Origin of the sequence: Idiomarina sp. 29L (assembly GCF_004123135.1) — a bacterium.
GTDB lineage: Bacteria > Pseudomonadota > Gammaproteobacteria > Enterobacterales > Alteromonadaceae > Idiomarina.
Genome location: NZ_SDJS01000001.1, coordinates 161,971 through 188,910, shown reverse-complemented (window position 1 = coordinate 188,910; position 26,940 = coordinate 161,971). Strand labels below are relative to the sequence as shown.

Annotated in this window: 21 protein-coding genes and 4 tRNA genes; 3 read left to right on the top strand and 22 right to left on the bottom strand. The window is 47.5% G+C overall.

All coding sequences use genetic code 11. The features are described 5' to 3' along the window. Positions 1–165: 165 nt before the first annotated feature. The 9 genes from lon to EST55_RS00845 all read right to left on the bottom strand — a co-directional run bounded on the left by lon (position 166) and on the right by EST55_RS00845 (position 6,827). Positions 166–2,490 carry an endopeptidase La gene (gene lon / locus EST55_RS00885; RefSeq protein ID WP_100690472.1) on the bottom strand — a complete coding sequence of 775 codons (2,325 nt, stop codon included), beginning with the start codon at positions 2,488–2,490 and terminating at the stop codon, positions 166–168. Between the two features lie 121 nt (positions 2,491–2,611). Then, on the bottom strand, positions 2,612–3,889 hold the full coding sequence (gene clpX, locus EST55_RS00880) for an ATP-dependent protease ATP-binding subunit ClpX (RefSeq protein ID WP_088768546.1): 1,278 nt from the start codon (positions 3,887–3,889) through the stop codon (positions 2,612–2,614). 25 nt (positions 3,890–3,914) lie between these two features. After that, positions 3,915–4,535 carry an ATP-dependent Clp endopeptidase proteolytic subunit ClpP gene (gene clpP, locus EST55_RS00875; RefSeq protein WP_088768547.1) on the bottom strand — a complete coding sequence of 207 codons (621 nt, stop codon included), beginning with the start codon at positions 4,533–4,535 and terminating at the stop codon, positions 3,915–3,917. A gap of 96 nt (positions 4,536–4,631) precedes the next feature. Next, the gene (gene tig / locus EST55_RS00870; protein ID WP_100690474.1) at positions 4,632–5,933 is read right to left on the bottom strand and encodes a trigger factor; all 1,302 of its coding nucleotides are present in this window, start codon (positions 5,931–5,933) and stop codon (positions 4,632–4,634) included. A 187-nt stretch (positions 5,934–6,120) separates the two neighbouring features. Further along, the gene (locus EST55_RS00865) at positions 6,121–6,345 is read right to left on the bottom strand and encodes a hypothetical protein (RefSeq protein WP_100690475.1); all 225 of its coding nucleotides are present in this window, start codon (positions 6,343–6,345) and stop codon (positions 6,121–6,123) included. A gap of 94 nt (positions 6,346–6,439) precedes the next feature. After that, a tRNA-Pro gene (locus EST55_RS00860) sits at positions 6,440–6,516 on the bottom strand. Between the two features lie 24 nt (positions 6,517–6,540). Beyond that, positions 6,541–6,616, bottom strand: a tRNA-His gene (locus EST55_RS00855). A gap of 27 nt (positions 6,617–6,643) precedes the next feature. Next, positions 6,644–6,720: transfer RNA gene (locus tag EST55_RS00850), tRNA-Arg, on the bottom strand. Between the two features lie 30 nt (positions 6,721–6,750). Next, a tRNA-Pro gene (locus EST55_RS00845) sits at positions 6,751–6,827 on the bottom strand. 237 nt (positions 6,828–7,064) lie between these two features. Here EST55_RS00845 and folD point away from each other — a divergent pair. After that, positions 7,065–7,928: a bifunctional methylenetetrahydrofolate dehydrogenase/methenyltetrahydrofolate cyclohydrolase FolD gene (gene folD / locus EST55_RS00840; RefSeq protein ID WP_129496178.1), complete on the top strand. Its 864-nt coding sequence runs from the start codon at positions 7,065–7,067 to the stop codon at positions 7,926–7,928. 8 nt (positions 7,929–7,936) lie between these two features. Here folD and EST55_RS00835 read toward each other — a convergent pair whose 3' ends face one another. Together EST55_RS00835 and topA are read right to left on the bottom strand one after the other, a co-directional pair. Beyond that, entirely contained in the window at positions 7,937–8,659 is a 723-nt protein-coding gene (locus EST55_RS00835; RefSeq protein WP_100690477.1) for a TadE family protein, read from the bottom strand. Positions 8,660–8,769: 110 nt separating this feature from the next. Further along, positions 8,770–11,385 carry a type I DNA topoisomerase gene (topA, locus tag EST55_RS00830; protein WP_129496177.1) on the bottom strand — a complete coding sequence of 872 codons (2,616 nt, stop codon included), beginning with the start codon at positions 11,383–11,385 and terminating at the stop codon, positions 8,770–8,772. A 293-nt stretch (positions 11,386–11,678) separates the two neighbouring features. Here topA and astB point away from each other — a divergent pair, with 293 nt between their 5' ends. Beyond that, positions 11,679–13,022: an N-succinylarginine dihydrolase gene (astB, locus tag EST55_RS00825; protein ID WP_129496554.1), complete on the top strand. Its 1,344-nt coding sequence runs from the start codon at positions 11,679–11,681 to the stop codon at positions 13,020–13,022. A 76-nt stretch (positions 13,023–13,098) separates the two neighbouring features. Here the strand turns inward: astB and purF are convergent, their stop codons facing one another. The 10 genes from purF to fabB all read right to left on the bottom strand — a co-directional run bounded on the left by purF (position 13,099) and on the right by fabB (position 24,644). Beyond that, positions 13,099–14,616, bottom strand: a complete 1,518-nt coding sequence (gene purF / locus EST55_RS00820) for an amidophosphoribosyltransferase (RefSeq protein ID WP_129496176.1) — start codon at positions 14,614–14,616, stop codon at positions 13,099–13,101. A gap of 14 nt (positions 14,617–14,630) precedes the next feature. Further along, on the bottom strand, positions 14,631–15,125 hold the full coding sequence (locus tag EST55_RS00815; protein ID WP_053952856.1) for a CvpA family protein: 495 nt from the start codon (positions 15,123–15,125) through the stop codon (positions 14,631–14,633). 90 nt (positions 15,126–15,215) lie between these two features. Next, positions 15,216–15,767 (bottom strand): SPOR domain-containing protein, encoded by a 552-nt coding sequence (locus EST55_RS00810; protein ID WP_240665221.1) that lies wholly within the window; start codon positions 15,765–15,767, stop codon positions 15,216–15,218. Beyond that, on the bottom strand, positions 15,764–17,044 hold the full coding sequence (gene folC, locus EST55_RS00805; protein WP_129496174.1) for a bifunctional tetrahydrofolate synthase/dihydrofolate synthase: 1,281 nt from the start codon (positions 17,042–17,044) through the stop codon (positions 15,764–15,766). Before folC ends, EST55_RS00810 begins: the two co-directional genes overlap by 4 nt. Continuing rightward, the gene (gene accD / locus EST55_RS00800) at positions 17,041–17,925 is read right to left on the bottom strand and encodes an acetyl-CoA carboxylase, carboxyltransferase subunit beta (RefSeq protein WP_100690481.1); all 885 of its coding nucleotides are present in this window, start codon (positions 17,923–17,925) and stop codon (positions 17,041–17,043) included. Before accD ends, folC begins: the two co-directional genes overlap by 4 nt. 83 nt (positions 17,926–18,008) lie before the next feature. Beyond that, positions 18,009–18,791 carry a tRNA pseudouridine(38-40) synthase TruA gene (gene truA, locus EST55_RS00795; RefSeq protein WP_100690482.1) on the bottom strand — a complete coding sequence of 261 codons (783 nt, stop codon included), beginning with the start codon at positions 18,789–18,791 and terminating at the stop codon, positions 18,009–18,011. An 11-nt stretch (positions 18,792–18,802) separates the two neighbouring features. Beyond that, positions 18,803–21,157: a FimV/HubP family polar landmark protein gene (locus tag EST55_RS00790; RefSeq protein WP_129496173.1), complete on the bottom strand. Its 2,355-nt coding sequence runs from the start codon at positions 21,155–21,157 to the stop codon at positions 18,803–18,805. Positions 21,158–21,236: 79 nt separating this feature from the next. Continuing rightward, the gene (locus tag EST55_RS00785) at positions 21,237–22,253 is read right to left on the bottom strand and encodes an aspartate-semialdehyde dehydrogenase (protein ID WP_129496172.1); all 1,017 of its coding nucleotides are present in this window, start codon (positions 22,251–22,253) and stop codon (positions 21,237–21,239) included. Positions 22,254–22,262: 9 nt separating this feature from the next. Next, on the bottom strand, positions 22,263–23,408 hold the full coding sequence (locus EST55_RS00780; RefSeq protein WP_129496553.1) for a 4-phosphoerythronate dehydrogenase: 1,146 nt from the start codon (positions 23,406–23,408) through the stop codon (positions 22,263–22,265). Between the two features lie 21 nt (positions 23,409–23,429). After that, positions 23,430–24,644 (bottom strand): beta-ketoacyl-ACP synthase I, encoded by a 1,215-nt coding sequence (gene fabB, locus EST55_RS00775; RefSeq protein ID WP_129496171.1) that lies wholly within the window; start codon positions 24,642–24,644, stop codon positions 23,430–23,432. Between the two features lie 134 nt (positions 24,645–24,778). Here fabB and mnmC point away from each other — a divergent pair, with 134 nt between their 5' ends. Beyond that, positions 24,779–26,611, top strand: coding sequence for a bifunctional tRNA (5-methylaminomethyl-2-thiouridine)(34)-methyltransferase MnmD/FAD-dependent 5-carboxymethylaminomethyl-2-thiouridine(34) oxidoreductase MnmC (gene mnmC / locus EST55_RS00770; protein WP_129496170.1), 1,833 nt, complete (start codon positions 24,779–24,781; stop codon positions 26,609–26,611). Here the strand turns inward: mnmC and EST55_RS00765 are convergent. Beyond that, positions 26,585–26,881, bottom strand: coding sequence for a YfcL family protein (locus EST55_RS00765; protein WP_240665220.1), 297 nt, complete (start codon positions 26,879–26,881; stop codon positions 26,585–26,587). The two genes, mnmC and EST55_RS00765, sit on opposite strands and share 27 nt — an antisense overlap. Between the last annotated feature and the right edge of the window lie 59 nt (positions 26,882–26,940).

Genomic DNA, 26,940 nt, shown 5'->3' with positions numbered 1-26,940 from the left:
TGAGAGTCCCCTCAGAAGTAGCTATGAACCTTAGGCTACCACAGTCTTACAGATTGAAAACCCTTTTTACGCACTTTTTAACGAAAAAATGCGGGCTGAGGGCTAAATTCGCACCTGCAGACCGCATTCTACCGTCCAAATATGACTTTAGTATTACCGCTAAAGTTAATCCTTCACCAACGCCACATCAAGCACTTCGTCTATCCACTTCACCGGCTGGATAACCAAGTCTTCCTTGACGTTGTCGGCGATTTCTTTTAAATCACGCTCGTTATCTTTTGGTATCAACACGTGTTTAATACCGCCACGGTGCGCTGCCAGGAGTTTTTCTTTTAAGCCCCCAATAGCCAGCACTTCACCGCGCAAGGTAATTTCACCGGTCATAGCCACATCAGAACGCACTGGCTTACCTGTAAGCGACGACACCATAGCGGTGACCATCGCAATACCGGCGCTAGGTCCATCTTTCGGCGTTGCCCCTTCAGGTACATGAACGTGAATATCGCGCTTCTCATGGAAGTCTTCGGCAATACCCAGCTTATCTGCACGGCTACGAACAACCGTCAAAGCTGTTTGAATGGACTCTTGCATGACATCGCCCAATGAGCCGGTGCTGGTAGTTTTTCCTTTACCGGCGACATTCGTTGCCTCTATAGTCAGCAGGTCGCCACCCACTTCCGTCCAGGCGAGTCCTGTGACTTGACCCACTTGGTTAGCTTCTTCTGCTTTACCATAGTCAAACCGTTGCACACCTAAGTAATCACTTAGATTGTCGCCATTAATTTCGACGTGCGTTATCGATTTATCGAGCAGAATTGTTTTTACCGCTTTACGGCAAAGACGTGACAATTCACGTTCAAGGTTACGAACACCCGCTTCACGCGTGTAATAACGGATGATGCCAATAATCGCGCTATCATCAACGGTAATTTCTTTTTTCTTAAGGCCGTTACGCTCAATTTGCTTCGGCAGTAAATGGCGCTTGGCAATGTTCAGCTTTTCGTCTTCGGTATAGCCTGATAAGCGAATGACTTCCATACGATCCAGTAACGGCGCAGGAATGTTCATACTGTTTGACGTGGCAACAAACATAACGTCTGAAAGATCGTAATCAACTTCCAGATAATGGTCGTTAAAGTTCACGTTTTGCTCTGGATCCAGCACTTCCAATAACGCAGAAGCCGGATCACCACGCATATCCGCCGACATTTTATCAATTTCATCCAGTAGAAATAGCGGGTTGCGAACCCCTACTTTCGACATTTTCTGAATCAGCTTACCAGGCATTGAACCTATGTAAGTACGACGGTGACCACGAATTTCGGCTTCATCGCGAACGCCACCTAAGGCCATGCGAACGTACTGACGACCTGTCGCTTTCGCTATCGATTGACCCAGCGAGGTTTTACCCACGCCCGGCGGACCGACTAAGCACAATATCGCCCCCTTAACTTTGGTCGTGCGCTGTTGCACCGCGAGGTATTCAATGATGCGCTCTTTTACCTTCTCTAAACCGTAGTGATCGGCGTCGAGAATTTTTTCAGCATTGGCCAAGTCTTTCTTAATGCGTGAACGCTTTTTCCATGGTACTGCCACCATCCAGTCAATATAGCCCCGCACAACCGTGGCTTCAGCCGACATAGGTGACATCATTTTCAGCTTCTGCAGCTCGGCTTCGGTTTTCTTTTTCGCCTCAGCCGGCATTTGCGCGTCGTCTATTTTTTTCTGCAGCTGCTCAAATTCATCAACGCCGTCTTCGCTCTCACCTAGCTCTTTTTGAATGGCTTTCATTTGCTCATTCAAATAATACTCGCGCTGACTCTTCTCCATCTGCTTTTTCACACGACTGCGAATGCGCTTTTCAACCTGGAGAATATCAATTTCGCCTTCCATCAGCGCCATCAGGTGCTCAATGCGTTCACGCACGTCCGTAATTTCAAGCACGGCTTGCTTTTCTGCCAGCTTCAGCGGCATATGCGCAGCCATGGTATCTGCCAGACGATCCAAATCTTCAATGCCGGACAACGAGGTCAGCACTTCCGGTGGAATTTTCTTGTTGAGTTTGACGTATCCTTCAAACTGATTAAGTGCAGAACGAATCAGCACCTCTTCTTCTTTCTCGGACAAAGCTTCAGCGGCGAGGTAATGAATATTCGCTTCAAAATACTCTTCGCTGTCTTTTAATTCATCTAACTGAGCGCGTTGTTTACCTTCGACCAGTACCTTTACAGTACCGTCAGGCAGCTTCAACAGCTGCAAAATCGTTGCAACCGTGCCAACTTGGTAAATATCGTCTTTTTCCGGCTCATCTATTGATGCGTCTTTTTGCGCAGCCAAAAAAACCTGCTTGTCTGCATCCATGGCAGCTTGTAAACAGCGAATTGACTTTTCCCTGCCTACAAACAGTGGAATTACCATATGCGGGTAAACCACTACATCGCGCAACGGCAGAACTGGCATCGTTAATTGTTCGGTGCGTTCTTCGCTCATTAATCTTTTCTCCCGACCTTGGTTTACTCTGTTATATGCGGTCTTTCGGCTAAAGTTCAATCCTTAACAGAAAAAAAGGGCCAAATGGCCCTTTTGTTGATTACTTTTAATGCAATTTAAGCTACTCGCCCGAGGCTTGCTTATCCTTCTTCTGATTCGCGTAAATCAGAATAGGGTCAGATTCACCGGCAATAACCGACTCATCGACAACCACTTTGACAACACCTTCAATCGACGGCAACTCGTACATAGTGCTTAGTAAAACGCTTTCAACAATTGAGCGCAAACCACGCGCACCGGTTTTGCGTGCCATCGCCTTCTTGGCAATCGCTCTTAGTGCGTCGTCACGGAATTCTAACTCAACGTCTTCCATGTCGAACAAGGCAGCGTATTGTTTCGTTAATGCATTTTTAGGCTCTTTAAGTATTTCAACCAACGCGGCTTCATCCAGCTCATCAAGCGTAGCAACGACAGGCAAACGACCAATAAATTCAGGAATTAAGCCATAGCGAACCAAGTCTTCCGGCTCAACTTGCGCAATAATCTCGCCTTCTTTGCTCTGTTCTTTGCTTTTTACTTCAGCACCAAAACCTATCCCAGTTCCGGTCGACAAGCGTTGCTCAATCACTTTATTTAAGCCCGCAAACGCACCACCACAAATGAACAGAATTTTAGAGGTATCGACCTGCAGAAACTCCTGCTGCGGATGTTTGCGCCCACCTTGAGGTGGCACTGATGCGACGGTCCCCTCAATTAGTTTAAGCAGCGCCTGCTGCACGCCCTCGCCACTGACATCACGAGTAATGGATGGGTTTTCAGACTTGCGTGAAATTTTGTCAATTTCATCGATGTAAACAATACCGCGCTCAGCTTTTTCAACATCGTAATCACATTTTTGAAGCAGCTTCTGAATAATGTTTTCAACATCTTCACCGACATACCCCGCTTCTGTCAGCGTGGTTGCATCGGCCATGGTAAATGGCACGTCCAAATAACGCGCTAAGGTTTCCGCCAGGAAAGTTTTACCTGAGCCCGTTGGACCTATCAGCAAAATATTACTCTTACCTAACTCAACCTGGTCTTTACCTTTACCCGAATTGCGTAAGCGCTTGTAGTGATTGTACACAGCAACCGACAAGACTTTTTTGGCACGGTCCTGACCAATTACGTAATCGTCCAAATGCTTTCTTATCGCTTTCGGTACCGGTAACTCTTCTTGGTCGGGTACCGGAGCAAGCTGATGAATTTCTTCTTTGAGAATATCGTTACAAAGTTCTACGCATTCATCACAAATAAACACAGACGGCCCAGCAATCAGTTTTTTCACTTCATGCTGACTTTTACCGCAGAATGTGCAGTATAGCGGTTTGTCGTCGTCGCCTTTGGACTTATCCGTCATTCTACTCTCCTACCACAAATACAACTTAGGCTTCTTCGCCGCGTTGACTTAAAATACCGTCAACCAGGCCGTAATCAACCGCTTCTTCGGCTGCCAGGAAGTGGTCACGATCCGTATCTCTTGCCACTTTATCGTAATCTTGCCCGGTGTTCTCAGATAACATACGGTTCAGGCGTTCTTTCAGATCCAAAATTTGCTTCGCATGAATTTCAAAGTCTGATGCTTGCCCCTGGAAACCACCTAATGGTTGGTGAATCATAACGCGAGAATTTGGCAAACAATAACGCTTACCTTTTGCGCCACCGGCAAGCAAAAACGCGCCCATGCTAGCCGCTTGTCCCATGCAAACGGTACTCACATCAGGCTTAATAAAGCGCATGGTGTCGTAAATCGCCATACCTGCTGTCACAACACCACCGGGTGAATTGATATAAAGATAAATATCTTTGTCAGGGTTGTCAGATTCTAAAAATAAAAGCTGAGCCACAATGAGATTAGCCATGTGGTCTTCCACCTGACCACAACAAAAAATAACGCGTTCTTTTAATAAGCGCGAATAAATATCATAAGAGCGCTCCCCTTTTGATGTCTGTTCGACAACCATAGGGACTAGCTGTGCCATCGGATCCTGAATATCGCTCGACATGTTTTATAAAGCTCCTGAAATAAAAATGGCTCGTATGAGGTCATACGAGCCATTAAACCAAGCTGTGGCGTGCCCCGTCAAGGACTCACGCTGACATTATTGTTGTTTTGGATTCATAATGTCGTCAAAGCTTGCTTTTTTATCTTTGACTGACGCTTTTTCCAAAACCAAATCGATTGCTTGTTCTTCTAACGCCAAGTTACGAACTTGCTGCATCATGTCGTTATTAGACTTGTAGTACTCAACAACTTCTTGCGGATCTTCATACGCAGACGCCGCAGTCGCAATAATTTCGTCTACTTTTTCGTCATCAGCTTTAAGTTCGTTTGAACGAATAACTTCACCTAGCAGTAAGCCAACTTTGACACGTTCTTTCGCTTGTTCTTCAAACAGTTCTGCCGGAAGTTCAGGCATTTGGTCTGCGTTACCGCCAAAGCGCTGTGCAGCCTGCTTGCGCAGTTGATCAATTTCCTGATCAATCATTGCTTTTGGCATTTCAACGTCGTTAGTTTCAACAAGACCTTTCAACACTTGCTCTTTCACCTTCGACTTCACTGCATTTTTCAGTTCGCGTTCCATGTTTTTACGAACTTCATCTTTCAGTGCGTCTACACCGCCTTCTTTCACACCGAACATAGCAACGAATTCGTCGTTCAGTTCAGGCAGCTCACGCTCTTCAACTTTCTTAGCAGTAACAACGAACTGAGCGTCTTTACCTTTCAAGTTTTCGGCGTGATAGTCCTCAGGGAAAGTGACTTCAATGGTCTTCTCTTCACCTGCCTTTATGCCTTTAATTTGGTCCTCAAAGCCAGGAATCATACGGCCTTCGCCTAACTCTAAAGCGAAGTCGTCAGCTTTACCGCCTTCAAATTCTTCACCGTCGATAGAGCCGACAAAGTCCATAGTGACGCGATCACCTTTCTTAGACTTACGCTTAACTTCTTTCCAGCTTGCATGTTGTTTTTGCAAGGTTTCAAGCATGTTATCAACGTCTTTGTCAGTAACTTCAACCGCAGGCTTCTCAACTTTCACTTTGTCTAAATCTTTCACTTCAACTTCTGGATACACTTCAAAAGTCGCCGTGAATTCAAGATCTTTACCTGGCTCATTAACTTTAGGTTCAATTGCAGGTGCGCCAGCAGGGTTCAATTTTTCCTGCATTACCGCTTCAAAATACTTGCTCTGCATAACGCTTGAAGCTGCGCGTGAGCGCGCTTCGCGACCAAACATTTTTTGTAAAACATTTGGTGGGATTTTGCCCTTACGGAAACCGTTCACGCGGCGGTGACGGTATTCTTCTTTCAATAAGCGTTTTACTTCGCTATCAATTGCATCTGCCGGGACAGTGATTGTCACGCGGCGTTCTAAACCTTGAGTTGTCTCTACAGAAACCTGCATTGCTTCATTACCTCGGTTTCAATCAATGAATGTCGCTCGCATCTGTTTATCATTATAAAAATGAGATACGGCAACGGCGTTGACCTTTAAAAATGACGCAGCATTATAGCGAGGTGATAGCTAAGAGTCGAGAGGGTTTTAGTAAAAAACGGGGAGAACGCACGCAGCAGCGCGCGTTCTTATGTAATTACTCTTCTAGTTGCAGAATTAAGTTATTAATTTCGCCCAGTTTATCCGGCTTGTCAGCGCCCATATTTTCCTGGTCCGCCACTTCCGTTTCATATTCGTCGTAACGCCACTGCTTTAATATCTTAAGTTTCTGCTCTTTACTAAAATCAGTGCGGTTCATCACATCTTCTGGCTCGTGAAAAGAACCCGCTGGATTGCGCATACAGGTTTCAAAATCTGCCATGATCATGCCCTCCAATTGATAGCAACGATACTAATAAGCTTAGCCTTATTGGCGCATTACGCAACTATTGAAGTATTTGATCATGAAGAAATGATGGTCGGCGAGACTGGATTCGAACCAGCGACCCCTTGGACCCAAACCAAGTGCGCTACCAAACTGCGCTACTCGCCGAACTAATAATGGGAAATAAAGAAATGGGGTGGATGATGGGACTTGAACCCACGACAACCGGAATCACAATCCGGGGCTCTACCAACTGAGCTACACCCACCACTGAGTGATTTTCTTTGGCGCGTTCTGGCGCACCCGGCAGGATTCGAACCTGCGACCGACGGCTTAGAAGGCCGTTGCTCTATCCAGCTGAGCTACGGGCGCACTTCGAACCTTACGCTGCCGTCAAGAGAATGGTCGGCGAGACTGGATTCGAACCAGCGACCCCTTGGACCCAAACCAAGTGCGCTACCAAACTGCGCTACTCGCCGAACTCTCTGAAAGCCCTGTCACAACCAGCGTCTAAATCGTTATTGCTGGCTGACAACGGGGGCGAATATTACCTGCTGATTATGCCAGCGTCAAACTTTTTTTCCGGAATAGCGCTCGACTGGCTACTTTTAAAACAACCTGCTGAGTTATCCAACAATCGGTGACATTAACGGTGAAATAACGTTACAATAAACAGCCTATATCGTCTTGAATTCTCTCAGGTTTGGAATCTCGTTATGTCAGCTCAAATTATTGATGGTAAAGCTATCGCCAGTGCCGTACGTCAGTCGGTCAAGCAGCAAGTTCAGGAAAGGCTTGAATCCGGCCTAAGAGCACCCGGTCTGGCCGTTGTGCTTGTTGGTGCAGATCCCGCTTCGGAGGTTTACGTAGGCAACAAACGACGCGCGTGTGAAGAAGTCGGCTTTCGCTCCTTTGCCTACGACTTGCCGGCGACAGCGAGTCAAGAGAAACTTGAAGCATTAATTGACCAACTGAATAACGACGACGAAGTCGACGGCATTTTGGTTCAGTTGCCTCTACCCGCCGGTCTTGACGCAACCCCTATTTTAGAGAGAATTCGCCCTGATAAAGACGTCGACGGTTTCCACCCTTTCAATGTAGGACGTCTGTCGCAACGTATTCCGGCGCTACGTCCATGCACACCCAAAGGTATTATCACCTTGCTTGAGCATACCCAAGTTGATTTGCATGGGCTCAACGCTGTCGTTGTAGGCGCTTCCAACATCGTCGGGCGTCCTATGAGCCTGGAGCTGCTGCTGGCTGGTGCAACTACGACAGTTTGTCACCGCTTCACCAATGACTTATCGGAGCACGTTAAGCGCGCGGATATTTTGGTTGTTGCCGTAGGTAAGCCTGAGTTTATTCCGGGAGAATGGGTCAAGCCCGGCGCTATTGTGATTGATGTTGGCATGAACCGATTGCCTGATGGACGCCTAACCGGCGACGTCGAATTTGAGACCGCAGCGGAACGCGCCGGCTGGATTACGCCGGTACCTGGCGGTGTCGGCCCTATGACAGTTGCTTCGCTAATTGAAAATACCCTGCAAGCCTGTGTCGATTATCACGACAAGCGAAAGTAATTCAGTCATTATCTTCGGAAGCCGCTCTGCAAAGAGTGCTGAGCGGTATCTGTTAATGCCCATAATGGATACTCACTCATACCCTCCCTGAGTTTGCAGTAACGAACTGCACTGGAGCCACTTAAAAATTGTTGCGCAGAACTCAACATTTCAGCGACAAGTGGAATTTTTAGCGGCAGACACCAGTCTGTTTTTATCCTTAACACTCTGGCCTCGTGCCATTCTATCGGCGTATTTTCGTCATACCGAGCATGATAATGATCCACCGCTATTTCGGTAATATCTCGTTCTAAATCATAATCCCAGCGTTCCTCGGCATACTCACGAAAGTCTTGTGGTGTCGGAGACAAAATGTCGAGTTGCGCAAAGCGCGTGAAGTGCAGACGTTGTTTCGCCATAGCTAACGTAGCGGCGTATGCCAGGTTGTCCTGATCAAGCTGAGGCTCTAAACCCGCCATCCCAGTTATAAGCGTCGTTACCATGGTCTGGTAATGACCGTGATTAATAGCTCCGGCCCGAACCGTGTATTGATTAGCGACCATCAGTGTTTGTTGAGACCACCAAATAATAAGCGCCTGAACAATCAAAAAAACAAAACTCACTAGTATCGGCCAAACAACAATGAGCTCAATACTTGCCTGACCGCGAGAGTATTTTTTTAGGGTAAAAAAAGAAAAACCCGCTGCTGAGGAAGCAGCGGGAAGTGCTATGTCTAACTTAGACGATAACATGGGACCTCCGTGTCCAACGTGCGGTGTCTTACCTTTGACACCCGCGCATTATACGGAGCACGTTTACGCCAGGCTATAAGCCAACTGAGTATTGGCTCGTGAGCCTTTTACTACTTAGCGTCAACAGTCCATTTACCGTCACGGTAAAAGGCTTTCCAACCCGTTTGTTTTTTATTCACTTCTGTTACCACGTACTGCTCTTTGTTTTTCCGCGAGAATCGAACAATAGCGTCGTTACCGTCGTCGTCTTCCTGCGGAGCGTCAGCCAGGTACAGAAACTTTTTCGGTAGACGATCTTTAAAACGGGCCAACTCTTTTACCGTAACCGCTCGCGTTTCTCGAGATTTCGGAAAAGTATTTGCTGATAAAAAGATACCAGAAGCGCCGTCACGCAGCACAAAGTAGGCGTCCGAATCCTCACACGGTAATTCCGGTAACGGTACTGGATCCTCTTTTGGTGGCGCAGGCTCACCATTTCGAAGCAACTTACGAGTATTCTTACACTCACTATTGGTACAACCGAAGTACTTACCAAAACGCCCGTTTTTCAACTGCATTTCCGAACCGCACTTGTCACACTCAATTGTCGGGCCGTCATAGCCTTTAATTCTGAACTTACCCTGCTCAAGCAACTGGCCATCACACGTTGGGTTGTTACCGCATACATGCAACTTACGTTTTTCGTCAATTAAATAGCTGTCCATTGCTGTACCGCATTTTGGACAGCGTTTCTTGGCGCGTAAGGCTTCAGTTTCGCGCTCCTCTTCGTCGGTAACTTCTATCGCTTCTTCGCCGGGTGTCAGGTTTATTGTCTTAGTACAGCGTTCTTTCGGCGGCAGGTTATAACCGGAGCAGCCAAGGAAAACACCGGTTGATGCCGTACGAATGCCCATTTTGCGGCCGCACTCCGGACAGTCAATATCGGTCATGACAACGCTATTTTCACGCATACCACCTTCAGCTGGATCCAGCTCCGCTTTTTCAAGGCGCTGTTTGAAGTCCTCATAGAAGCTGTCCAGCGTCTCTTTCCATTGGCGTTTTCCGGCTGCAATGTCATCAAGCGCCTGTTCCATTTCAGCCGTAAAGTTGTAATTCATTAACTCGGTGAAATTTTCAATCAGCCGATCATTGACGATTTCTCCCATCTTCTCGGCAAAGAAACGACGGCTTTCAACACGCACATAGCCACGATCCTGAATGGTTGAAATAATTGACGCATACGTCGATGGTCGACCAATACCGCGCTTCTCTAGTTCTTTAACCAGGGAAGCTTCACTGTATCGAGCCGGAGGCTTAGTAAAATGCTGCTCAGGCTCTAACTGTTCGAGTGACAGTGAGTCGCCTTTCTTCAAGTCTGGTAAGTTAGTATCTCCGTCTTTTTTCGACGACGGAGGCATGACTTTCGTCCAACCCGGAAAACGCATTACTCGACCGCGCGCCTTTAATTCAAAGTCGCCGGCAGTCGCGATTAAAGTCGTGCTATCGTATTTCGCCGGTGTCATTTGACACGCAACGAATTGACGCCAAATGAGCTCGTACAGACGCTGTGCGTCCCTATCCATTGACGACAGTGAGGACGCCTTTATTTTTACATCGGACGGACGTATCGCCTCGTGCGCTTCCTGAGCATTACTTTTTGCGCCATAACGATTCGCTGACTCTGGTAAGTACTTTTTACCGAATTCATTTTCAATGAGATCACGACAGGCGCTAACCGCTTCTGAACTCAAATTCGTTGAGTCGGTACGCATATAAGTGATGTGTCCAGCCTCATAAAGACGCTGTGCAAGCATCATCGTTTTCTTAACACCAAAACCTAAGCGAGTACTCGCCGCCTGTTGCAGGGTCGACGTAATAAAAGGCGCACCAGGTTTGCTGGAAGTCGGTTTATCTTCACGAGAAGTTATCTCGTAGTCTGCGCCTTTCAATAAATTTAAGGCTTTATTGGTTTCTTTTTCATTGACCGGGCGGAAGTTCTTACCTGACTCTTTCACCACCTGCATGCGAAACTTGTCGTTCGCCGTGCTGGCCAAGTCGGCATAAACATCCCAGTATTCTTCCGGTACAAAAGCTTTAATTTCGCGCTCGCGCTCGACTACCAAGCGTACAGCGACTGACTGTACTCGTCCGGCAGACAAACCTCTTGCAACCTTTTTCCACAAGAGCGGCGACACCATGAAACCTACCACACGATCTAAAAAGCGTCGCGTTTGCTGAGCATTAACACGGTCCGTGTTTAATTGTGCCGGGTGTTTAAATGCTTCCTGAATGGCATTTTTGGTAATTTCGTTAAATACCACACGCTTAAAGCGGTCGTCCTCGCCACCAATTAATTCCCGCAAGTGCCAGGCTATTGCCTCCCCTTCGCGGTCCAAATCCGTTGCGAGAATAATTTCATCTGACTTTTTCGCCAGCTGTTTGAGTTCTTTAACGACTTTCTCTTTTCCCTGAAGTACTTCGTAATGGGCTTCCCAGTTGTTTTCAGGATCAATCCCCATACGAGCGATTAAGCGTTTATAGTCACGCTCCTTTTGATACTTCGCTTTAGCTTCAGGCGACATTTTGCGAACTTCTGCTGCCGGCTTACTTTTTACCGTTTCAGTCGCACGTGTTGGCAGATCACGCACGTGACCAACACTGGACTTAACCACAAAGTCCTTACCTAAGTACTTATTAATGGTTTTGGCTTTTGCCGGAGACTCGACAATGACGAGCGATTTAGCCATAGAATAATCGTTCTCTTGTTATAGATGACCGTGTATATACGTGCTAAAGATATAAATTACAAGGGCAATTGTTCTTCAGCGGCCTTTTTTAGGTATATCGGTTATCGTTACGAGAAACAACCATGATTCGTTCTTTTTGATAAAAATTCGCACAAATTAAATAAACAGTCAAAACACGCAGGCTTTCAGAAAAGGCTTTAAAATAAAGGCTTTCAAGGGCATTTTAAAACAGTATAATGTGTACAAATTCAATGAGCAGGTGCACATAATGTGCAGGAGTAATCCTAGTGAGCATGGAACACTTTGAAGTCAACTACGACGGTTTAGTCGGCCCAACCCATAATTACGCCGGGCTGTCTTTTGGCAATGTCGCCTCGTTAGCAAATGCTAAAGCGTCATCCAGTCCTAAAGATGCGGCACTGCAAGGCTTAAGAAAAATGAAAGCGTTGCACGATATGGGAATGAAACAAGGTGTGCTTGCGCCACAGGAACGCCCTGATACACACGCATTGCGTCGTTTAGGCTTTACCGGTACAGACGCAGAAGTGCTTTATAAAGCCGCTTCCGAAGCACCCGCTATTTTCCAGGCTGTTTGTTCAGCCTCAAGCATGTGGACAGCCAACGCAGCAACGGTATCCCCCAGCGCCGATACCGCTAACGGTAAGGTTCACTTTACTCCAGCTAACCTAACCAATAAGTATCACCGTTCACTCGAGCCTGAAACCAGCGGTCGTATACTGCAGGCTATGTTCGAAAACGCCCGTTACTTCGAGCATCATAAACATTTACCGGACAACGAGCACTTTGGTGATGAAGGTGCCGCTAACCACACTCGTTTATGTAACGAGTACGGCCATGCGGGTGTCGAGCTTTTTGTTTATGGTCGCCATGCATTTGACAGCTCTAAACCAGCACCCAAACGTTACCCAGCACGACAAACTTTGGAAGCGTCTCAAGCAATCGCTCGTTTACACGGTTTAAGTGAAGACAACACCGTATTTATGCAACAAAATCCCGACGTTATTGACCAAGGCGTATTCCATAACGACGTTATTGCAGTCGGTAACCAGAATGTCCTTTTCTACCACGAACAAGCGTTCGCAGACACCGACACTAAACTGGCTGAAATTCAGAAAAAATTCGGCAACGAAGGCGAGCTACACTTTATTAAAGTCGCAACGGACGATGTGAGTGTGGAAGACGCAGTAAGCACTTACCTGTTTAACACTCAGCTCATCACTCCACCTAACGGTGAAATGACAATTATTGCGCCAACCGAATGTGAAGAAAACCCTCGGGTTAAACGTTATTTGGATGGTCTTGTTAGCCAGGGTGGTCCAATCAAGCACGTGAAATTTTTCGACGTAAAACAAAGTATGCGTAATGGCGGCGGCCCTGCTTGTTTGCGCCTTCGTGTTGCCATGAATGACGAAGAAATCTCAGCAGCTAACCAGAACTGCTTAATGTCAGACGCCTTGTTTGATCGGCTAAACCAGTGGGTTAACAAGCACTACCGCGATGAGTTAGCCGTTGATGATTTGAAAGATCCCGCTTTATTAGAAGAGTCTCGTGCCGCTTTGGATGAGTTAACTCAAATATTGAAATTAGGTTCAGTCTACGCATTCCAACGAGACTAATTCATTTAAAACACCTCAATAAAAAAGGCGCTGGGGATATTCCTCAGCGCCCTTTCTTTTAACCGCAACGAAGCCATTAATCGTTGTCGTTATGCAGCTCCAAGTTCGCGTCTTCAGAGCCTTCTCTTTCTGCTCTTGCGGTATCATTACGAGCCGCGTGCAGCTTATCCAGATACTCTTGGTTTACATCGCCAGTCACATATTCACCGCTAAACACTGAGGTTTCAAAACGTTTAATTGACGTGTTCTCTTCACCTACGGCTGCGACTAAGTCATCAAGGTCTTGATAAATCAAGCCGTCGGCCTTAATCATGTCGCGAATTTCGATAGCTTCACGACCATGGCCAATTAACTCGTTTGCGCTCGGCATATCAATACCATAAACATTCGGGAAGCGAATTTCCGGCGCTGCTGAAGCAAAGTAAACCTTCTTAGCACCGGCTTCACGAGCCATCTCAATAATCTGCTCAGAGGTTGTGCCACGAACGATAGAGTCATCCACTAACAGAACATTTTTGCCTTTAAACTCGGCGCTAATGGCGTTGAGCTTACGACGTACAGACTTACGACGCTGTGTCTGCCCCGGCATAATGAACGTACGACCAATATAACGGTTTTTTACAAAGCCCTGACGATACGGTAAGTCGAGCACACTCGCTATTTCCAGAGCAATATCACAGCTCGTCTCAGGAATAGGAATGACGACATCAATCTCCAAGTCGGCGTAGTCTCGCTTAAGTTTCTCGCCCAGTTTACGTCCCATGTTCACACGGCTGGCGTAGACCGATATGCCGTCAATGAACGAATCTGGACGGGCAAAATAAACGTACTCAAAAATACATGGACAGTGCATCGGCTTGTCTGCACATTGACGGGAATACAGCTTGCCGTCATTGGTAATAAAAATGGCTTCGCCCGGTTCAACATCACGTACGTACTTGAATCCGGTGCCGTCGATAGCAACACTTTCAGACGCAACAATGTATTCCTCACCGTCTTCGGTGTCACGCTTACCAAGCGCCAGAGGTCGAATGCCCCAAGGGTCACGAAACGCGACTAAACCATGTCCAATGATCATTGCAACCACTGCATAAGCGCCGCGAACTTTACGGTGGACAGCCGTTACCGTTCTGAAGATGTCATCATCGTTCAGCGTTAAACTGTCATTTTTATCCAATTCGTTAGCAAAGACGTTCAGTAAAATCTCTGAGTCTGAGGTGGTATTAATATGACGGCGGGCGGTTTTAAACAAATGCTCATGCACATCTGCCGCATTTGTCAGGTTGCCGTTATGTGCCATTGCAATACCAAATGGCGAATTCACATAAAATGGCTGTGCCTCTGCGGAGCTTGAGCTGCCAGCTGTTGGGTAGCGAACGTGGCCAATACCCACGGTACCGGATAAGCGGTGCATATGACGGGTATGGAAAACATCCCGAACTAAACCGTTTGCCTTACGCAAACGCAGCGTATTGTGCTCATCAACGGTCATAATGCCTGCGGCATCCTGCCCCCGATGCTGAAGCATGGTTAAGCCGTCATAAAGCGCTTGGTTAACCGGTTGCTTACCAACAATACCAACAATACCACACATGTCTTTTCACCATTCTATACAGGTTGAGGGACTAAAAAACTCGAGCTGTTCTCCAGATAACTGAAGAACCATTGAATAAAGAGTCCGAAATGAGGAATGAGTAACGAATTTTGCCACCACTCGCTGGAAGAGAGCGGCGTGAATGAGTCAATAAAGAACAGCAGCGCGCTGACAATAAGCAGGCCTCTGAGCGCACCAAAAACCAGCCCAAGCACCCTGTCTGTTCCAGATAGCCCGGTATGTTGAACCAGTTTTGAGATAATGTAGTTAAGAATTGCGCCAATAATAAGCGTCGCAACGAACAAAGCGGCTATGGCAGCGGCGTTTCTGAGCATGGGTTGCTCAATACCAGTGAAGTAAACAGCTAAGTCTTGGTAAAAGTAACTGGCAATGAAAAATGCAGATATCCAAATTGCCAGAGACACGGCTTCTTTGACAAAGCCTCGAACTAAGCTAATTACTGAGGACAGGCCAATAACAATGATAATGGCATAGTCAATCCAGACCATAAGCACTCACAGTTGCTGCGCAAAAGACGGCGTGGATTTTAACAGAACAGGTGCATAATTGTGAGTTTTTTACACACATATTGCATTTTTTTATGGCTTGTACGTCATGATTTTGCCATTGAGTCCTGTCAGCTCCTTGAGCGGCGCCAGTTGCTTCTCAAGCTCAGCTTCAGAGGTATCCGGCCCAATAAGTAAGCGCGTTATGTTGCCGCTAGCTGACTTTTCTGAGTAAGCCGCGTAACCTCTACCTCTGAGTTGCTCGACGAGCTTTTTGACGCTCTCTTCTTTACTAAACGCCCCCAGTTGAATAATCCAGGCTTTACCATCAATTTCTGCTTCGACCGGTTCTCTTGGTGGTGCTTTAAGCCCCTTATTCTCAGCAATAGGCTCTGCAGCCTCTGCTGTCACCTCAGTCTCTTCTTGGGGTTGCTCTTCTTCTACTGGCTCAGCAACCAATTCATCTGACAAGGCATTAGGTTGTTGTAATGCCTCTTCAGATTCTGGTTTCAGGGGAATAGTTTCAATAGGATCAACTGGCTGCTCTTTTTTTCCATCCAATACTTCAGGAATAATAATGACCGCTAAAGCGACAAGTATTAAAGTACCCACAAGACGGTTTTGTAGAGGACTGGCCAAGGTCATGCTCCCACTGTTATTTGATTAACGCTGGACACAGTGTAAAACGAGCCGAACACGAAAACCAGAGGCTTGTCATCACATTCTTTTGCTTTTGCTATTGCGCCCTCAAAAGCCGCATTCACATCGTCAAACACTTGGTAATTATCCGTCAGCTTCATGTTTTTTACTAATTGCCCGGCTTGTTCACCACGATGTTCGTTGAGTGTACCAACAAACCACTCAGAAATGTTCTGCTCTAATGCCGCTTTAACTCCAGCATGATCCTTATCTGAGAGCATCCCAATAACGGCGTAGACTCGCTGCCCCTTATAATTAGAAGCTATGTAGGTTGCAGCATAAGCAGCAGCCTGCGGGTTGTGTGCGACATCTAAAAGCACGTCGACACCATTATATTTCGTAACCTGCATTCGACCTGGTAAAGCGGCTGAAATCAGGCCCATTTTAATCGCATCGAGACCGACCGGCAGTGGCAACTGCTCAATAGCGGCGATAGCGGTCGATGCATTAATTAAAGGAAGCTGGGGCTTAGGCAGGTGGCGAGCATACACTCGATGACTGCGATACTCCCATTCTTTTTCAAACTCCTTTCTGAAAAAATCTTTTCCTACCTGGAAGAGTTTGGCGCCTATGTTTTCAGCCGAGGTCTTTATTGATTGAGGGGGGGTAGCATCGCCGCAAATCAACGGCTTACCTGCCCGTGCTATGCCTGCTTTTTCCCGACCAATTTGTTCTCGGTTATCACCGAGAAAAGCAATGTGGTCAATGCCGACACTAGTAACGACCGATACATCCGGGTCAACGCAGTTCACGGCATCCAAGCGTCCCCCTAAACCAACTTCCAGTATCGCTACGTCAACTTCGGCCTGCTTTATAAGCTGTAATGCCGCCAATGTACCAAACTCAAAGTAAGTGAGCGATATCCCTTTTCGCGCCGCATTAATTGCGGCAAAAGCGCCGGCGTGATGTTGTTCAGGCAACATTCTTCGGTTTATACGCACACGCTCCTCATACTTCACAATATGTGGTGAGGTGTACACTGCGGTTTTGTAACCTGCCGCCGATAGCATTTCTTCTAAGTAACAGACTGTTGAGCCTTTACCATTGGTTCCACCAACAGTAATGACATACGGCGCAGGAGTCAGGATATTTGCATTCGCAGCTACTTGCGACACTCGTTCCAGACCCAAGTCTATTTCCGACGGGTGAAGTTTTTCGAGGTAATCGAGCCATACCTGCAGCTTATCAGAAGCTACAGGTACGTATTCAGAGGCTTCGTTCATTCTGATTCAGGTTGAGGTTCTACAGCCGTTTCCGGTGAAGGCAGATGCTGCATTTTGGCGAGCAAACGCGCGACTGTGTCACGCATATCTCGTCTATCAACAATCATGTCGATAGCGCCATGCTCCAACAAAAACTCTGCGCGCTGAAAACCTTCCGGTAATGTTTGACGAACTGTTTGTTCAATCACTCGAGGCCCCGCAAAACCAATCAGCGCTTTAGGCTCAGCGATATGGATGTCGCCTAACATGGCTAAACTCGCCGAGACACCACCCATCGTCGGATCCGTCAATACAGAAATAAACGGAATACCCTCTTCGCTCATCCGCGCTAGTGCGGCTGACGTTTTTGCCATCTGCATCAATGACATCAGGGCTTCCTGCATACGAGCGCCGCCCGATGCGGAAAAGCAAACCAACGGAATGCGTTTTTCCAGGCAAACTTCAGCTGCTTTAACAAACTTAGCGCCAACCACAGAGGCCATTGAGCCGCCCATGAAGTTGAAGTCAAAAGCAACGGCAACCAACGGCACACCTTTTACCTCACCCTTCTGAGCGATAAGTGCGTCATTTTCTCCGGTACTTTTCTGCGCAGCGGCAATACGGTCTTTATACTTTTTCGAGTCTTTAAATTTTAAGACATCTTTAGGTTCAAGATCCGTACCTATTTCTTCTCTGTTGCCTTCATCCAGGAAGATATCCAGGCGACGACGACCGGTTACACGCATGTGATGGTCGCATTTAGGGCACACATCCAGACTGCGCTCTAAGTCGGCACGATAAATAATGTTGTCACAAGATGTACACTTGCTCCAAACCCCTTCTGGAACACCGCGTCTCTTGTTTACTTTTGGCTTTGCGAGAATTCTTTCAATCCAGCTCATAGTATTCGGCTTACAGCTCTAATAAGTTTATTGGAATAGCTTACATGGTAGCACAATTCAATCAAGAAAAGAGGTCATAACAGTCACTCTAACCAAAGCGGTCCTGGTGTGGCGGTTGGAATACCCCAGCTCTCTGGATACGTCACAGCCACCAAGTACAAACCGCCCGGTTTCGCGGTTGCTGCCGCCTGTGTGCGGTCTTTTAGTTCGAGTAATTCTTTTAACCAGCTGGTTGGCTGTTGCTCCTGGCCTATAACAATAAGGCTACCAACAATATTACGCACCATGTGATGAAGGAACGCATTGGCACTAATATCAACGATGACAAAGTCGCCTTTACGCGTCACTTCCAGTCGCGTGACATTTCGATTGGCCGAATGGGACTGGCACTGAGCGGCCCGAAAGGAAGTAAAGTCGTGCTCTCCGATTAACGATTGAGCGGCTTCATGCATTAAGCGTTCGTTCAACGGTTGGTGGTAATGACTGACCCCTGCTGCGTGTATGCCCGGGCGCAAGCGCGTGTTCGCAATAATATAGCGATAGCGTCTGGCAGTTGCACTGAAACGGGCGTTAAAGTCTTCGGCAACGGGTTTTGCCCAACGAACGGCTATTCCATCTGGTAAGTTACTATTGACGCCTAGCGTCCAGGCGGCATTTTTTCGCTCGCTTTCTACGTCAAAGTGCACAACCTGCGCAGTTGCATGAACGCCTGCGTCAGTTCGGCCGGCACAAGTGACTTCAACGGTTTCATTAGCAACTTTACTTAATGCGTCTTCTAAATGTTGCTGAACACTAATGACTTCGCGCTGTCGTTGCCAACCATAGTACTGGCTGCCATCATATTCCAGCCCCAAAGCTATTCGCATACTACTTAACCTTACGAATCTAAACGGTTTTTAAGAGCTTTAGCTTCTTCAGCAAGCGCTTCGTCGTCGCCATCTATCAGCTGTTGAAGAATGTCACGTGCTTCGTCTTTCTCGTCCATTTCGATATAAGCACGCGCTAAATCGAGTTGCCCAGCGGGATCATCGTCGGCCGGGGCTTCACCCTCCTGAGCCTCATCCTCGTCAGGTAAAACGTCTTTCACTGCTGACGACTCATAACGATCATCGTCTTCATCTTCCTCATCGGCTTCAGCCATCAACGAATCGATATCAACATAGTCTTCGTCATCGTTAGCCGTGAATGAGTCAGCATCATCTGGTTCTTCAGCGTCGGTTTCACTCGCAGACTGGTCAACCGTTTCAGAGGTTTTTTCTTCATTCTCTGGCGCTCCACCAAATAGCGACTCCAGGTCTTCATCGGCCTGACTTTCCGCCTCATCCAATGCCTCATCGTCCTCCGGAACTTCCTCTTCGACATCGTCAAAGTCATCGAGCGCCTGAGTCACTTCATCGGATTCTTTTAGAAGCTGTTCGAGGTCATCTTCTTCGCCATCAACGTCTATCGTCTCATCGGCTGAGTCATCGACTTCGTTTTTCGGTTCGGCTTTCGCTTCACTGTCTGCTGACGCATCCTCTTCAAACTGAGCAAGTATATCATCCGGATCCGCTGCTTCCTCAGTGTCAGCTTCTTCAGCGACACCGCTGCTATCTGGCTGTTCGGAGCTTTCGTCATCTTCGAAGTCGTCACCCAGCCCTAAATCCGCTAAAACCTCATCGACTTCACTGTCATCAAAGTCATCCGGCAGCAAATCATCTGACTCGCCTTCAGCTTCATCCGCTTTCTCATCGGCAGAGTCATCAGCAGCGCTTTTCTCAGAAGTTTCAGTTCGAGCCTCCAGCGACTCCGACTCAGTATCTTCTACCGCGTCACTAACCTCTTGTTCCGGCTCGGAGCTTTCGTCACTGGCTTGCTCAGCTGTTGCTTCGCTTTCGTCCTCATCAGCCACCTCGTCGTCGCTAATAGACAGATCGATCGCTTCTTCATCGTCGTCCGATTCGCCAAACAAGCGATCGAGTTCTTCCTGGGACAGCTCACCGGCGTCATCATCGTTATCTGGAAGCACGGCCTTATCATCTTCGTCAATGTCATCGTCATCGCCGGTATTCTCAGCATCATTGGACTTTTCCTGACTCTGAGCGGTTTCATCTTCATTATCCAGCTGTATGCTGAAGTCTTCTTCCGACTCAGCCTTTCCAGAACCGCTTAGCTCAGCTTCAAGAGCACTTAAATCGTCACCGTCATCTTCTTCATCGACGTCAATTTGCTGACTCTCATCAATATCAAAAATGCCATCGCCAGCGTCATTCTGCGGAGCTCCACCCATTAACTCTTTGTCAAGTTCAGCCGCCGCTTCTTCTTCACTCAGCTCTTTCTTACTGGCAACTTCTGGCTCTTCATCTTTATTTTTTGACGAGCGTTTCATTAAGAATAAAACAACGCCGCCAATAATCAGTAAGGCAGGTAATATCGACACTAGCATCATATTTATCGGGTTTTGCAACCAGTCCACAAAACCGGAGTTTTCTTCGGCCTGACGCATTGCCGCTTGCTGCTCAATAAGCTCTTGTTGCTGAGCCAATACTTGCTGGAACTGAGTTTCCAGTTCATCCGTTTTGCTTGCGCTTTGTGCCAACTCGTCCAAACGTTCCGCTAGCGCATCGATGCGCTGTTGTAATGACTGGTTCTCGTCATACATTTTTTGAACCGTTTGCATAGAGTTGCGAACTTCGTTTCGCAAATCCTCAAAGTTTTGCTCTTGTCGTTGCTCAACTTCTTGCACAGCTTGCTCTGCACGAGCTTTCGCTTCTTCCAGCAGTTGCGCTTGCTCTTCTCTGGTTCGCTGAGTGCTTTGTTCAACTTCAGAGAGCTGCTGAGATTTTTCCTTCAACTGACCGTCAACCACGACTTGGCGACGAGCAGCTTCCGGGTTAACCATTTGAATTTCTTGTAACGACGGAATTCGCAAATAAAAACCGTCGAGCATACGGTTCATATTGCCATCGACAAAGGCCTCGTCATTAGCCTGAACAATGGCGACCATCGTTTGGTATTGGGTGACACTGGAGTGGGGTTTATAACGGCGAGCAATATCCCAGAGCGTATCAGTACTTGAGATAGGTCCGTAACGTTCCTGTCCAATACGAACATCTTCAGCTTCCGAACCTTTAGGGCCTTTGATAACGGTGCCATCTTGTTGCCACGGCAATGCATTGCTACTGAGACTCACCAGTAACAATGTTGTTAGCGAAAGATATTTACACACTTGCCCTGTAATCGTTTTTTTCATCCCTTGTTCTCTGCCCGCGCTTTGCTCTTATCTTTAACGGCGTCAGTAATAAAAACTTTATGACATACAGCCGCTTAAATTACCAGTATTCACGAATTAAAGTTTCAGCAATCTGAATACTATTCGTTGCTGCGCCTTTACGAATGTTGTCAGATACCACCCATAAGTTAAGCCCTTGAGGATGACTAATATCTTCACGAACACGGCCGACAAACACGTCGTCCTTTCCGGCTGCGTCACTGACTTGCGTCGGAAACTCTTCACGTTGTTCCATCAGGGTTACCCCCGGCGCTTCGCTCAATAGCTGTTTGGCATGCTCCGCAGTAATTGGTTGGCGAGTTTCTATATGAATCGCTTCTGCGTGACCATAAAAGACCGGTACACGCACTGCTGTTGCATTGACCCGTACGCTGGGGTCATTAAATATTTTTTGCGTCTCCCACACCATTTTCATTTCTTCTTTGGTGTAATCGTTGTCCTGAAATACATCAATTTGCGGAATACAGTTAAATGCAATTTGTCGGCTAAAGTTCTCAACGGTGGGCTGTTTTGCATTCAGTAACTCTGCGGTCTGCTTTGCCAGCTCTTCCATTGCTTCTTTGCCCGCCCCGGATACCGATTGGTAGGTCGCTACATTAATACGCTCAATACCCACAGCGTCATGAATAGGTTTTAACGCGACCAACATTTGAATAGTTGAGCAGTTTGGGTTCGCAATAATGTTGCGGTTGCGAAAGTCGGCCAAAGCCCAGGCATTGACCTCCGGCACCACCAGTGGAATGTCGGGTTCATAACGAAACTCAGAGGTGTTATCAATGACGACACAGCCGGCATCGGCAGCTTTAGGAGCTAACTCTCTTGAAATCGCTCCACCTGCCGAGAAAAAGGCAATGTCTGCATTTGACCAGTCAAAATCATCGGCAACCAGTACTTCTTTCTCGTCACCATTAAAATCAACGGTTGCTCCTGCAGAGCGGGCACTGGCTAACGGATACAACTCAGCGACGGGGAATTTTCGCTCAGCCAAAATATCAATCATTTGCTGACCAACCAGTCCTGTTGCTCCTAAAACTGCTACGCGAAACCCGTCTGCCATAGTTACTCCTTAACGGTCTGTTTGTTGGGCATCAAAGCCCAACTGTAAGAATTGGATATATTGTTCGCTATTATGGCATGCAACGACCTGATTTATGAACTCTCTGCGAGGGCTTTCTTTGCGATATTTTTTACGCATGCTATCGAAACCCTCGGGCGTCATCCCATACCGCCGAAAATGGGCATCGTCGCTCATTATGTCGTAATGTTGATTCACCCACCGTGAGAGCAAGCTAACGGATAGCAACTGAGCCGCGTCCAGCGCTGCCCAATCAGCTCTCGGCAACACTAAATTTTTGTCATAATCGCTCTTAAGCTGACAATGCGCCAACAGAGCATCGGCAACCATTACGGCACCACCTATTTTGCCTTCCAGGCTATGTCCGGCAATATGCGGCGTTGCAATATCAACGCAGTCTACCAATGGCTTTAACACCTCAGGTTCGCCTTCCCAGACATCGAGCACCACAAAAGGTTTTTCACCCTGCTGCGCCCTTTCAAGCAACGCCGAGTTATCTATCACCGCCCCTCTGCTCGCGTTAATCAGCAATTGATTTTCATGCAGCGACTGTAGCGCCGTATGTTCAAACAAATGGTGCGTCGGACAATCTCCTCCGCGAGTCAACGGAACATGACAAGAAATAATATCGGCGGTAATAACCCGTTGCCAGTGATCATGCACCGCCTTTTCGCCTTTTTTACTGAGTGGCGGATCGTAGTAATGCACGTTCATACCCAGCGCTTGTAAGCGTTGCCCTGCCGCCTGCCCCGTATGGCCTGCGCCAACAATGGCAACGTCTAAATCGGCTAACGAGTCGACCTCTTTTAGATCGAGCCACTGCAAAACTGCGCACAATACATATTCACCAACGGACGAAGCGTTCGCGCCAGGCGCGTGAGCGAAAGTAATGCCTCTTTCAGTGAGCAATTCGGTGTCGATATGCTCGGTACCAATAGTCGCAGAAGCCACAAAGGTTAAGTTAGGAGCCAGTTGAAGAAGCTCTTCGTTCACTTGGGTAATTGAACGCACAAGCAAAGCATCCGCTTTGGCCAGTAATTCTTTTGAAGGGGTTCGTTCGGAAAAAAAATGAAGATGCCCTGCGCCTGACAATAAAGTCGACAGCGCAGGAATATTTTTATCGGCGACGATATTCATCGTACTTACCGATGACACCGTTTACTCTGCGTATTGGCGCATAACCAATGACGCGTTTGTGCCACCAAAACCAAAACTATTCGACATAACCGTACGCAATGGCGCGTCCGTTGTCTGACGAATAATGTTCATGCCATCGGCCTGCTCATCTAACTTTTCAATATTGATAGATGGCGTGACAAAGCCGTGCTTCAGCATCAGCAATGAATAAATGGCTTCATGAACACCAGCCGCGCCTAGCGCGTGACCGGTCATAGCTTTAGTTGCGCTAATCATTGGTGTCTTTTCAGGGAACACCTCACGAATAGCCTCTAGTTCTTTCACATCGCCCACTGGCGTGCTGGTTCCGTGAGTATTCAGATAGTCGATTGGGCTGTCGACAGTTTCCATTGCCATTTTCATGCAACGAACCGCACCTTCACCTGACGGTGCAACCATGTCATAGCCGTCTGAAGTAGCGCCGTAGCCAACAATTTCGCCGTAAATTTTCGCGCCACGTGCTTTAGCCGCTTCTAGCTCTTCAATAACCAAGATACCGCCACCACCAGCTGGGACAAAGCCATCGCGATCCTGGTCATAGGTGCGCGATGCTTTCTCAGGCGTATCATTGTATTTGGTACTTAACGCGCCCATGGCGTCGAATTCCATGCCCAAAGTCCAGTGAAGCTCTTCACCACCACCGGCAAAGACACGGTCTTGCTTACCAAATTGAATAAGCTCTAGAGCGTGACCAATACAGTGTGCTGACGTCGCACACGCTGAACTAATTGAATAGTTCACGCCTTTTATTTTGAATGGTGTAGCAAGACATGCCGATGTCGTGGATGCCATGCAACGAGGTACCATATAAGGCCCTACGCGCTTAACGCCGCGCTCACGCAGAATATCTGCCGCAGCAACTTGATGCTCACCAGAAGCGCCACCAGAGCCGACAACCAGCCCGGTGCGAGGGTTGGAAATTTCATCTTCGCTTAGCCCTGCGTCTTCAATTGCCTGAGACATAGCAATATAAGCATAAGCGGCTGAGTCACCCATAAAGCGCAATGCTTTACGATCGATATGGTCTTTAGGGTCAAGCTTTACCGGCCCCCAAACCTGACAGCGAAGTCCCATCTCCGCAAAAGATTCAGAGCGGCTAATGCCTGACTTGCCCTGACGCAAGCTGTCCAGTACTTCTTCTTGATTGTTACCGATGCTTGATACGATACCAAGGCCGGTTATCACTGCTCTTCTCATTCTAAAATCCTGTCTGACATTTATACGTCGGTATAGTAACTAACGTGTTCTAAGAATGTGGTCTGCTTTGTGCACTGTTTTTAGTAATCTTGTTATTATAGCGAGCATCTGCCAATAAATCATGGGGCAAACACTTGAATTCTAAAGCGTCGGTCAAGTTTAACGAGTATGGCGTACCTGTTTCCACCACTTTCGATGATATTTATTTTTCAATAGAAAGTGGCATTGACGAAAGCCAATACGTATTTCTTAAGCACAACGGATTACCTGAGCGTTGGCAAAACCTTAAAAAACAAGAATGCTTTACCGTTGCAGAAACAGGGTTTGGTACCGGCCTTAACTTTTTACTGGCCTGGCAACAGTTTCTTGAGCATGCGCCAACCAATGGCCGCCTGCACTTTATCAGCTTCGAGAAATTCCCTTTAACCAAGGAGCAGTTGCAGCAGGCCTATGCATTATTGCCCGACGTAAAAAAAGTCAGCTCAATTTTGCTGGAACATTACCCTTCACCCGAAGCGGGATGTCACCGGCTGACTTTTGCCGGAGGAAGAGTTACTTTAGATTTGTGGATAGGTGATGTTAACGAACTTTTTCCTCAATGGCAGCCGCAGGCCAAACATAAAGTAGACGCGTGGTTTTTAGATGGCTTTGCCCCATCGAAAAATCCGGATATGTGGCAACGTCAGCTATTCGAAACCATGGCGGTGACCGCTCATGAAGGTACTACTTATGCCACGTTTACGGCCGCCGGAGTGGTTCGTCGCGGACTTAACGACGCTGGGTTTGCGGTCAACAAAGTTTCCGGCTACGGCCGCAAACGGGAAATGGTGTGTGGTCAGTATCAAGGGCAAGCCGTTAAGCTCGAAACACAGAGCGTCGACCCACAGACCGATAGCGTTGTTATTATTGGCGGCGGTATAAGCGCAGCTTGCTGTGCCCTGTCGTTACACAAACGTGGCGTTACCACTAAGGTTATTTCGCCTAGTTTAGCCGACGGCGCGTCAGGCAACCCGCAAGGGGCCGTTTACCCCTTACTGCATGCTGAGCATACTCCCCTTAGCCGCTTTTACTGGCAAGCATTTAGCACTGCACTGAATACTTACCGTCAATACGTACCCGGGCACTGGCAAGCCAGCGGCGTTTTGCAGCCCGCATTCAATGAACAGCGAGAGCAGCGCTTTCAAAAAGTCGCTAGTGACTTATATAACGAAACAACGGTTCGCTACTTGAACGCGGAAGACACGAACAAAACCGCTGGAATTACCATCGACACCCCTGCTCTGTTTTATCCTCAAGCGGGTTGGTTAAAACCTGAGCCAGTCGTTAAGTCGTTATTCCGGCAAGCCGGTAGCGAGATCGTCAACCATAACGTACAAAGTATTAGCAGAGCGGCCGAAGGTGGTTGGCGTATTTCACTGAGCAACGGAGAAAGTATTCAGGCTAAGCGTGTGGTGCTCGCCACGGGTCATAACTTTAATGAGCTGCTACCAGCAGACGTTGAACCTTTGCCGATAAAGCCGGTGCGCGGGCAAATAACTCAAGTTAAAACGACCAAAAGCCTCGCTCCTTTAAAAACGGTGCTCTGCTATAAAGGCTATTTAGTGCCTGAGTCTGAAAGCATACATTGTCTGGGGGCTACGTTTACTCGTGGTGAAACAGACTTAGAGACACGCTTGGAAGATAACGAAGAAAACCTTAAGCAACTCAACGACAACGCAAAGCAACCCTGGGCAAAAGAGCTTGACGTTCATACACAACGAGCGTCGGTAAGGGCTACCACACCAGACCATCAACCTGTTGTCGGTCAACTGTGCTCAGGGCTTTACGGAATAACCGGGCTGGGTTCCAGAGGTTTTACGTCGGCGCCTTTGTTAGGCGAAATTCTGGCGGGACTTATAGGCAACGATACACTACCGCTGACCGACGATGCTCTGGCGAGATTATCTCCCGCCCGCTTTCACCGCTAACTTATCCATTAAGTTTTTAATATGTGCTTGATCAGCAGGTGCAAGTTCATGGCGTGTGTCGTGAACTGCCTGCTCGAGCGACGGCATTAGCTTGTCGGTATCAGCATTTCCGGACATTTCCAACTGTGCTACCACCAAATCGAAGTGGCCACGCAAATAACCGCTGGCAAATAACTCATCGTCATTACCTGAAACAACGGCCTCATCGAACACCGTTTCAAGTTGCTCGACCTGTTGATCAAAGTCCATACTGCCCTCTTCTTGATTCATACTGCGTCACAAAGGTGGGTTATTCTATCGGTCTTTTTGGTACAATGCATCCACATCCA

What these genes read in the sequence shown, in the direction of transcription:
- lon (WP_100690472.1), bottom strand. Translation starts at nt 2,490, where the DNA reads ATGAGCGAAGAACGCACCGAACAATTAACGATGCCAGTTCTGCCGTTG.
- clpX (WP_088768546.1), bottom strand. Translation starts at nt 3,889, where the DNA reads ATGACGGATAAGTCCAAAGGCGACGACGACAAACCGCTATACTGCACA.
- clpP (WP_088768547.1), bottom strand. Translation starts at nt 4,535, where the DNA reads ATGTCGAGCGATATTCAGGATCCGATGGCACAGCTAGTCCCTATGGTT.
- tig (WP_100690474.1), bottom strand. Translation starts at nt 5,933, where the DNA reads ATGCAGGTTTCTGTAGAGACAACTCAAGGTTTAGAACGCCGCGTGACA.
- EST55_RS00865 (WP_100690475.1), bottom strand. Translation starts at nt 6,345, where the DNA reads ATGGCAGATTTTGAAACCTGTATGCGCAATCCAGCGGGTTCTTTTCAC.
- folD (WP_129496178.1), top strand. Translation starts at nt 7,065, where the DNA reads ATGTCAGCTCAAATTATTGATGGTAAAGCTATCGCCAGTGCCGTACGT.
- EST55_RS00835 (WP_100690477.1), bottom strand. Translation starts at nt 8,659, where the DNA reads ATGTTATCGTCTAAGTTAGACATAGCACTTCCCGCTGCTTCCTCAGCA.
- topA (WP_129496177.1), bottom strand. Translation starts at nt 11,385, where the DNA reads ATGGCTAAATCGCTCGTCATTGTCGAGTCTCCGGCAAAAGCCAAAACC.
- astB (WP_129496554.1), top strand. Translation starts at nt 11,679, where the DNA reads ATGGAACACTTTGAAGTCAACTACGACGGTTTAGTCGGCCCAACCCAT.
- purF (WP_129496176.1), bottom strand. Translation starts at nt 14,616, where the DNA reads ATGTGTGGTATTGTTGGTATTGTTGGTAAGCAACCGGTTAACCAAGCG.
- EST55_RS00815 (WP_053952856.1), bottom strand. Translation starts at nt 15,125, where the DNA reads ATGGTCTGGATTGACTATGCCATTATCATTGTTATTGGCCTGTCCTCA.
- EST55_RS00810 (WP_240665221.1), bottom strand. Translation starts at nt 15,767, where the DNA reads ATGACCTTGGCCAGTCCTCTACAAAACCGTCTTGTGGGTACTTTAATA.
- folC (WP_129496174.1), bottom strand. Translation starts at nt 17,044, where the DNA reads ATGAACGAAGCCTCTGAATACGTACCTGTAGCTTCTGATAAGCTGCAG.
- accD (WP_100690481.1), bottom strand. Translation starts at nt 17,925, where the DNA reads ATGAGCTGGATTGAAAGAATTCTCGCAAAGCCAAAAGTAAACAAGAGA.
- truA (WP_100690482.1), bottom strand. Translation starts at nt 18,791, where the DNA reads ATGCGAATAGCTTTGGGGCTGGAATATGATGGCAGCCAGTACTATGGT.
- EST55_RS00790 (WP_129496173.1), bottom strand. Translation starts at nt 21,157, where the DNA reads ATGAAAAAAACGATTACAGGGCAAGTGTGTAAATATCTTTCGCTAACA.
- EST55_RS00785 (WP_129496172.1), bottom strand. Translation starts at nt 22,253, where the DNA reads ATGGCAGACGGGTTTCGCGTAGCAGTTTTAGGAGCAACAGGACTGGTT.
- EST55_RS00780 (WP_129496553.1), bottom strand. Translation starts at nt 23,408, where the DNA reads ATGAATATCGTCGCCGATAAAAATATTCCTGCGCTGTCGACTTTATTG.
- fabB (WP_129496171.1), bottom strand. Translation starts at nt 24,644, where the DNA reads ATGAGAAGAGCAGTGATAACCGGCCTTGGTATCGTATCAAGCATCGGT.
- EST55_RS00765 (WP_240665220.1), bottom strand. Translation starts at nt 26,881, where the DNA reads ATGAATCAAGAAGAGGGCAGTATGGACTTTGATCAACAGGTCGAGCAA.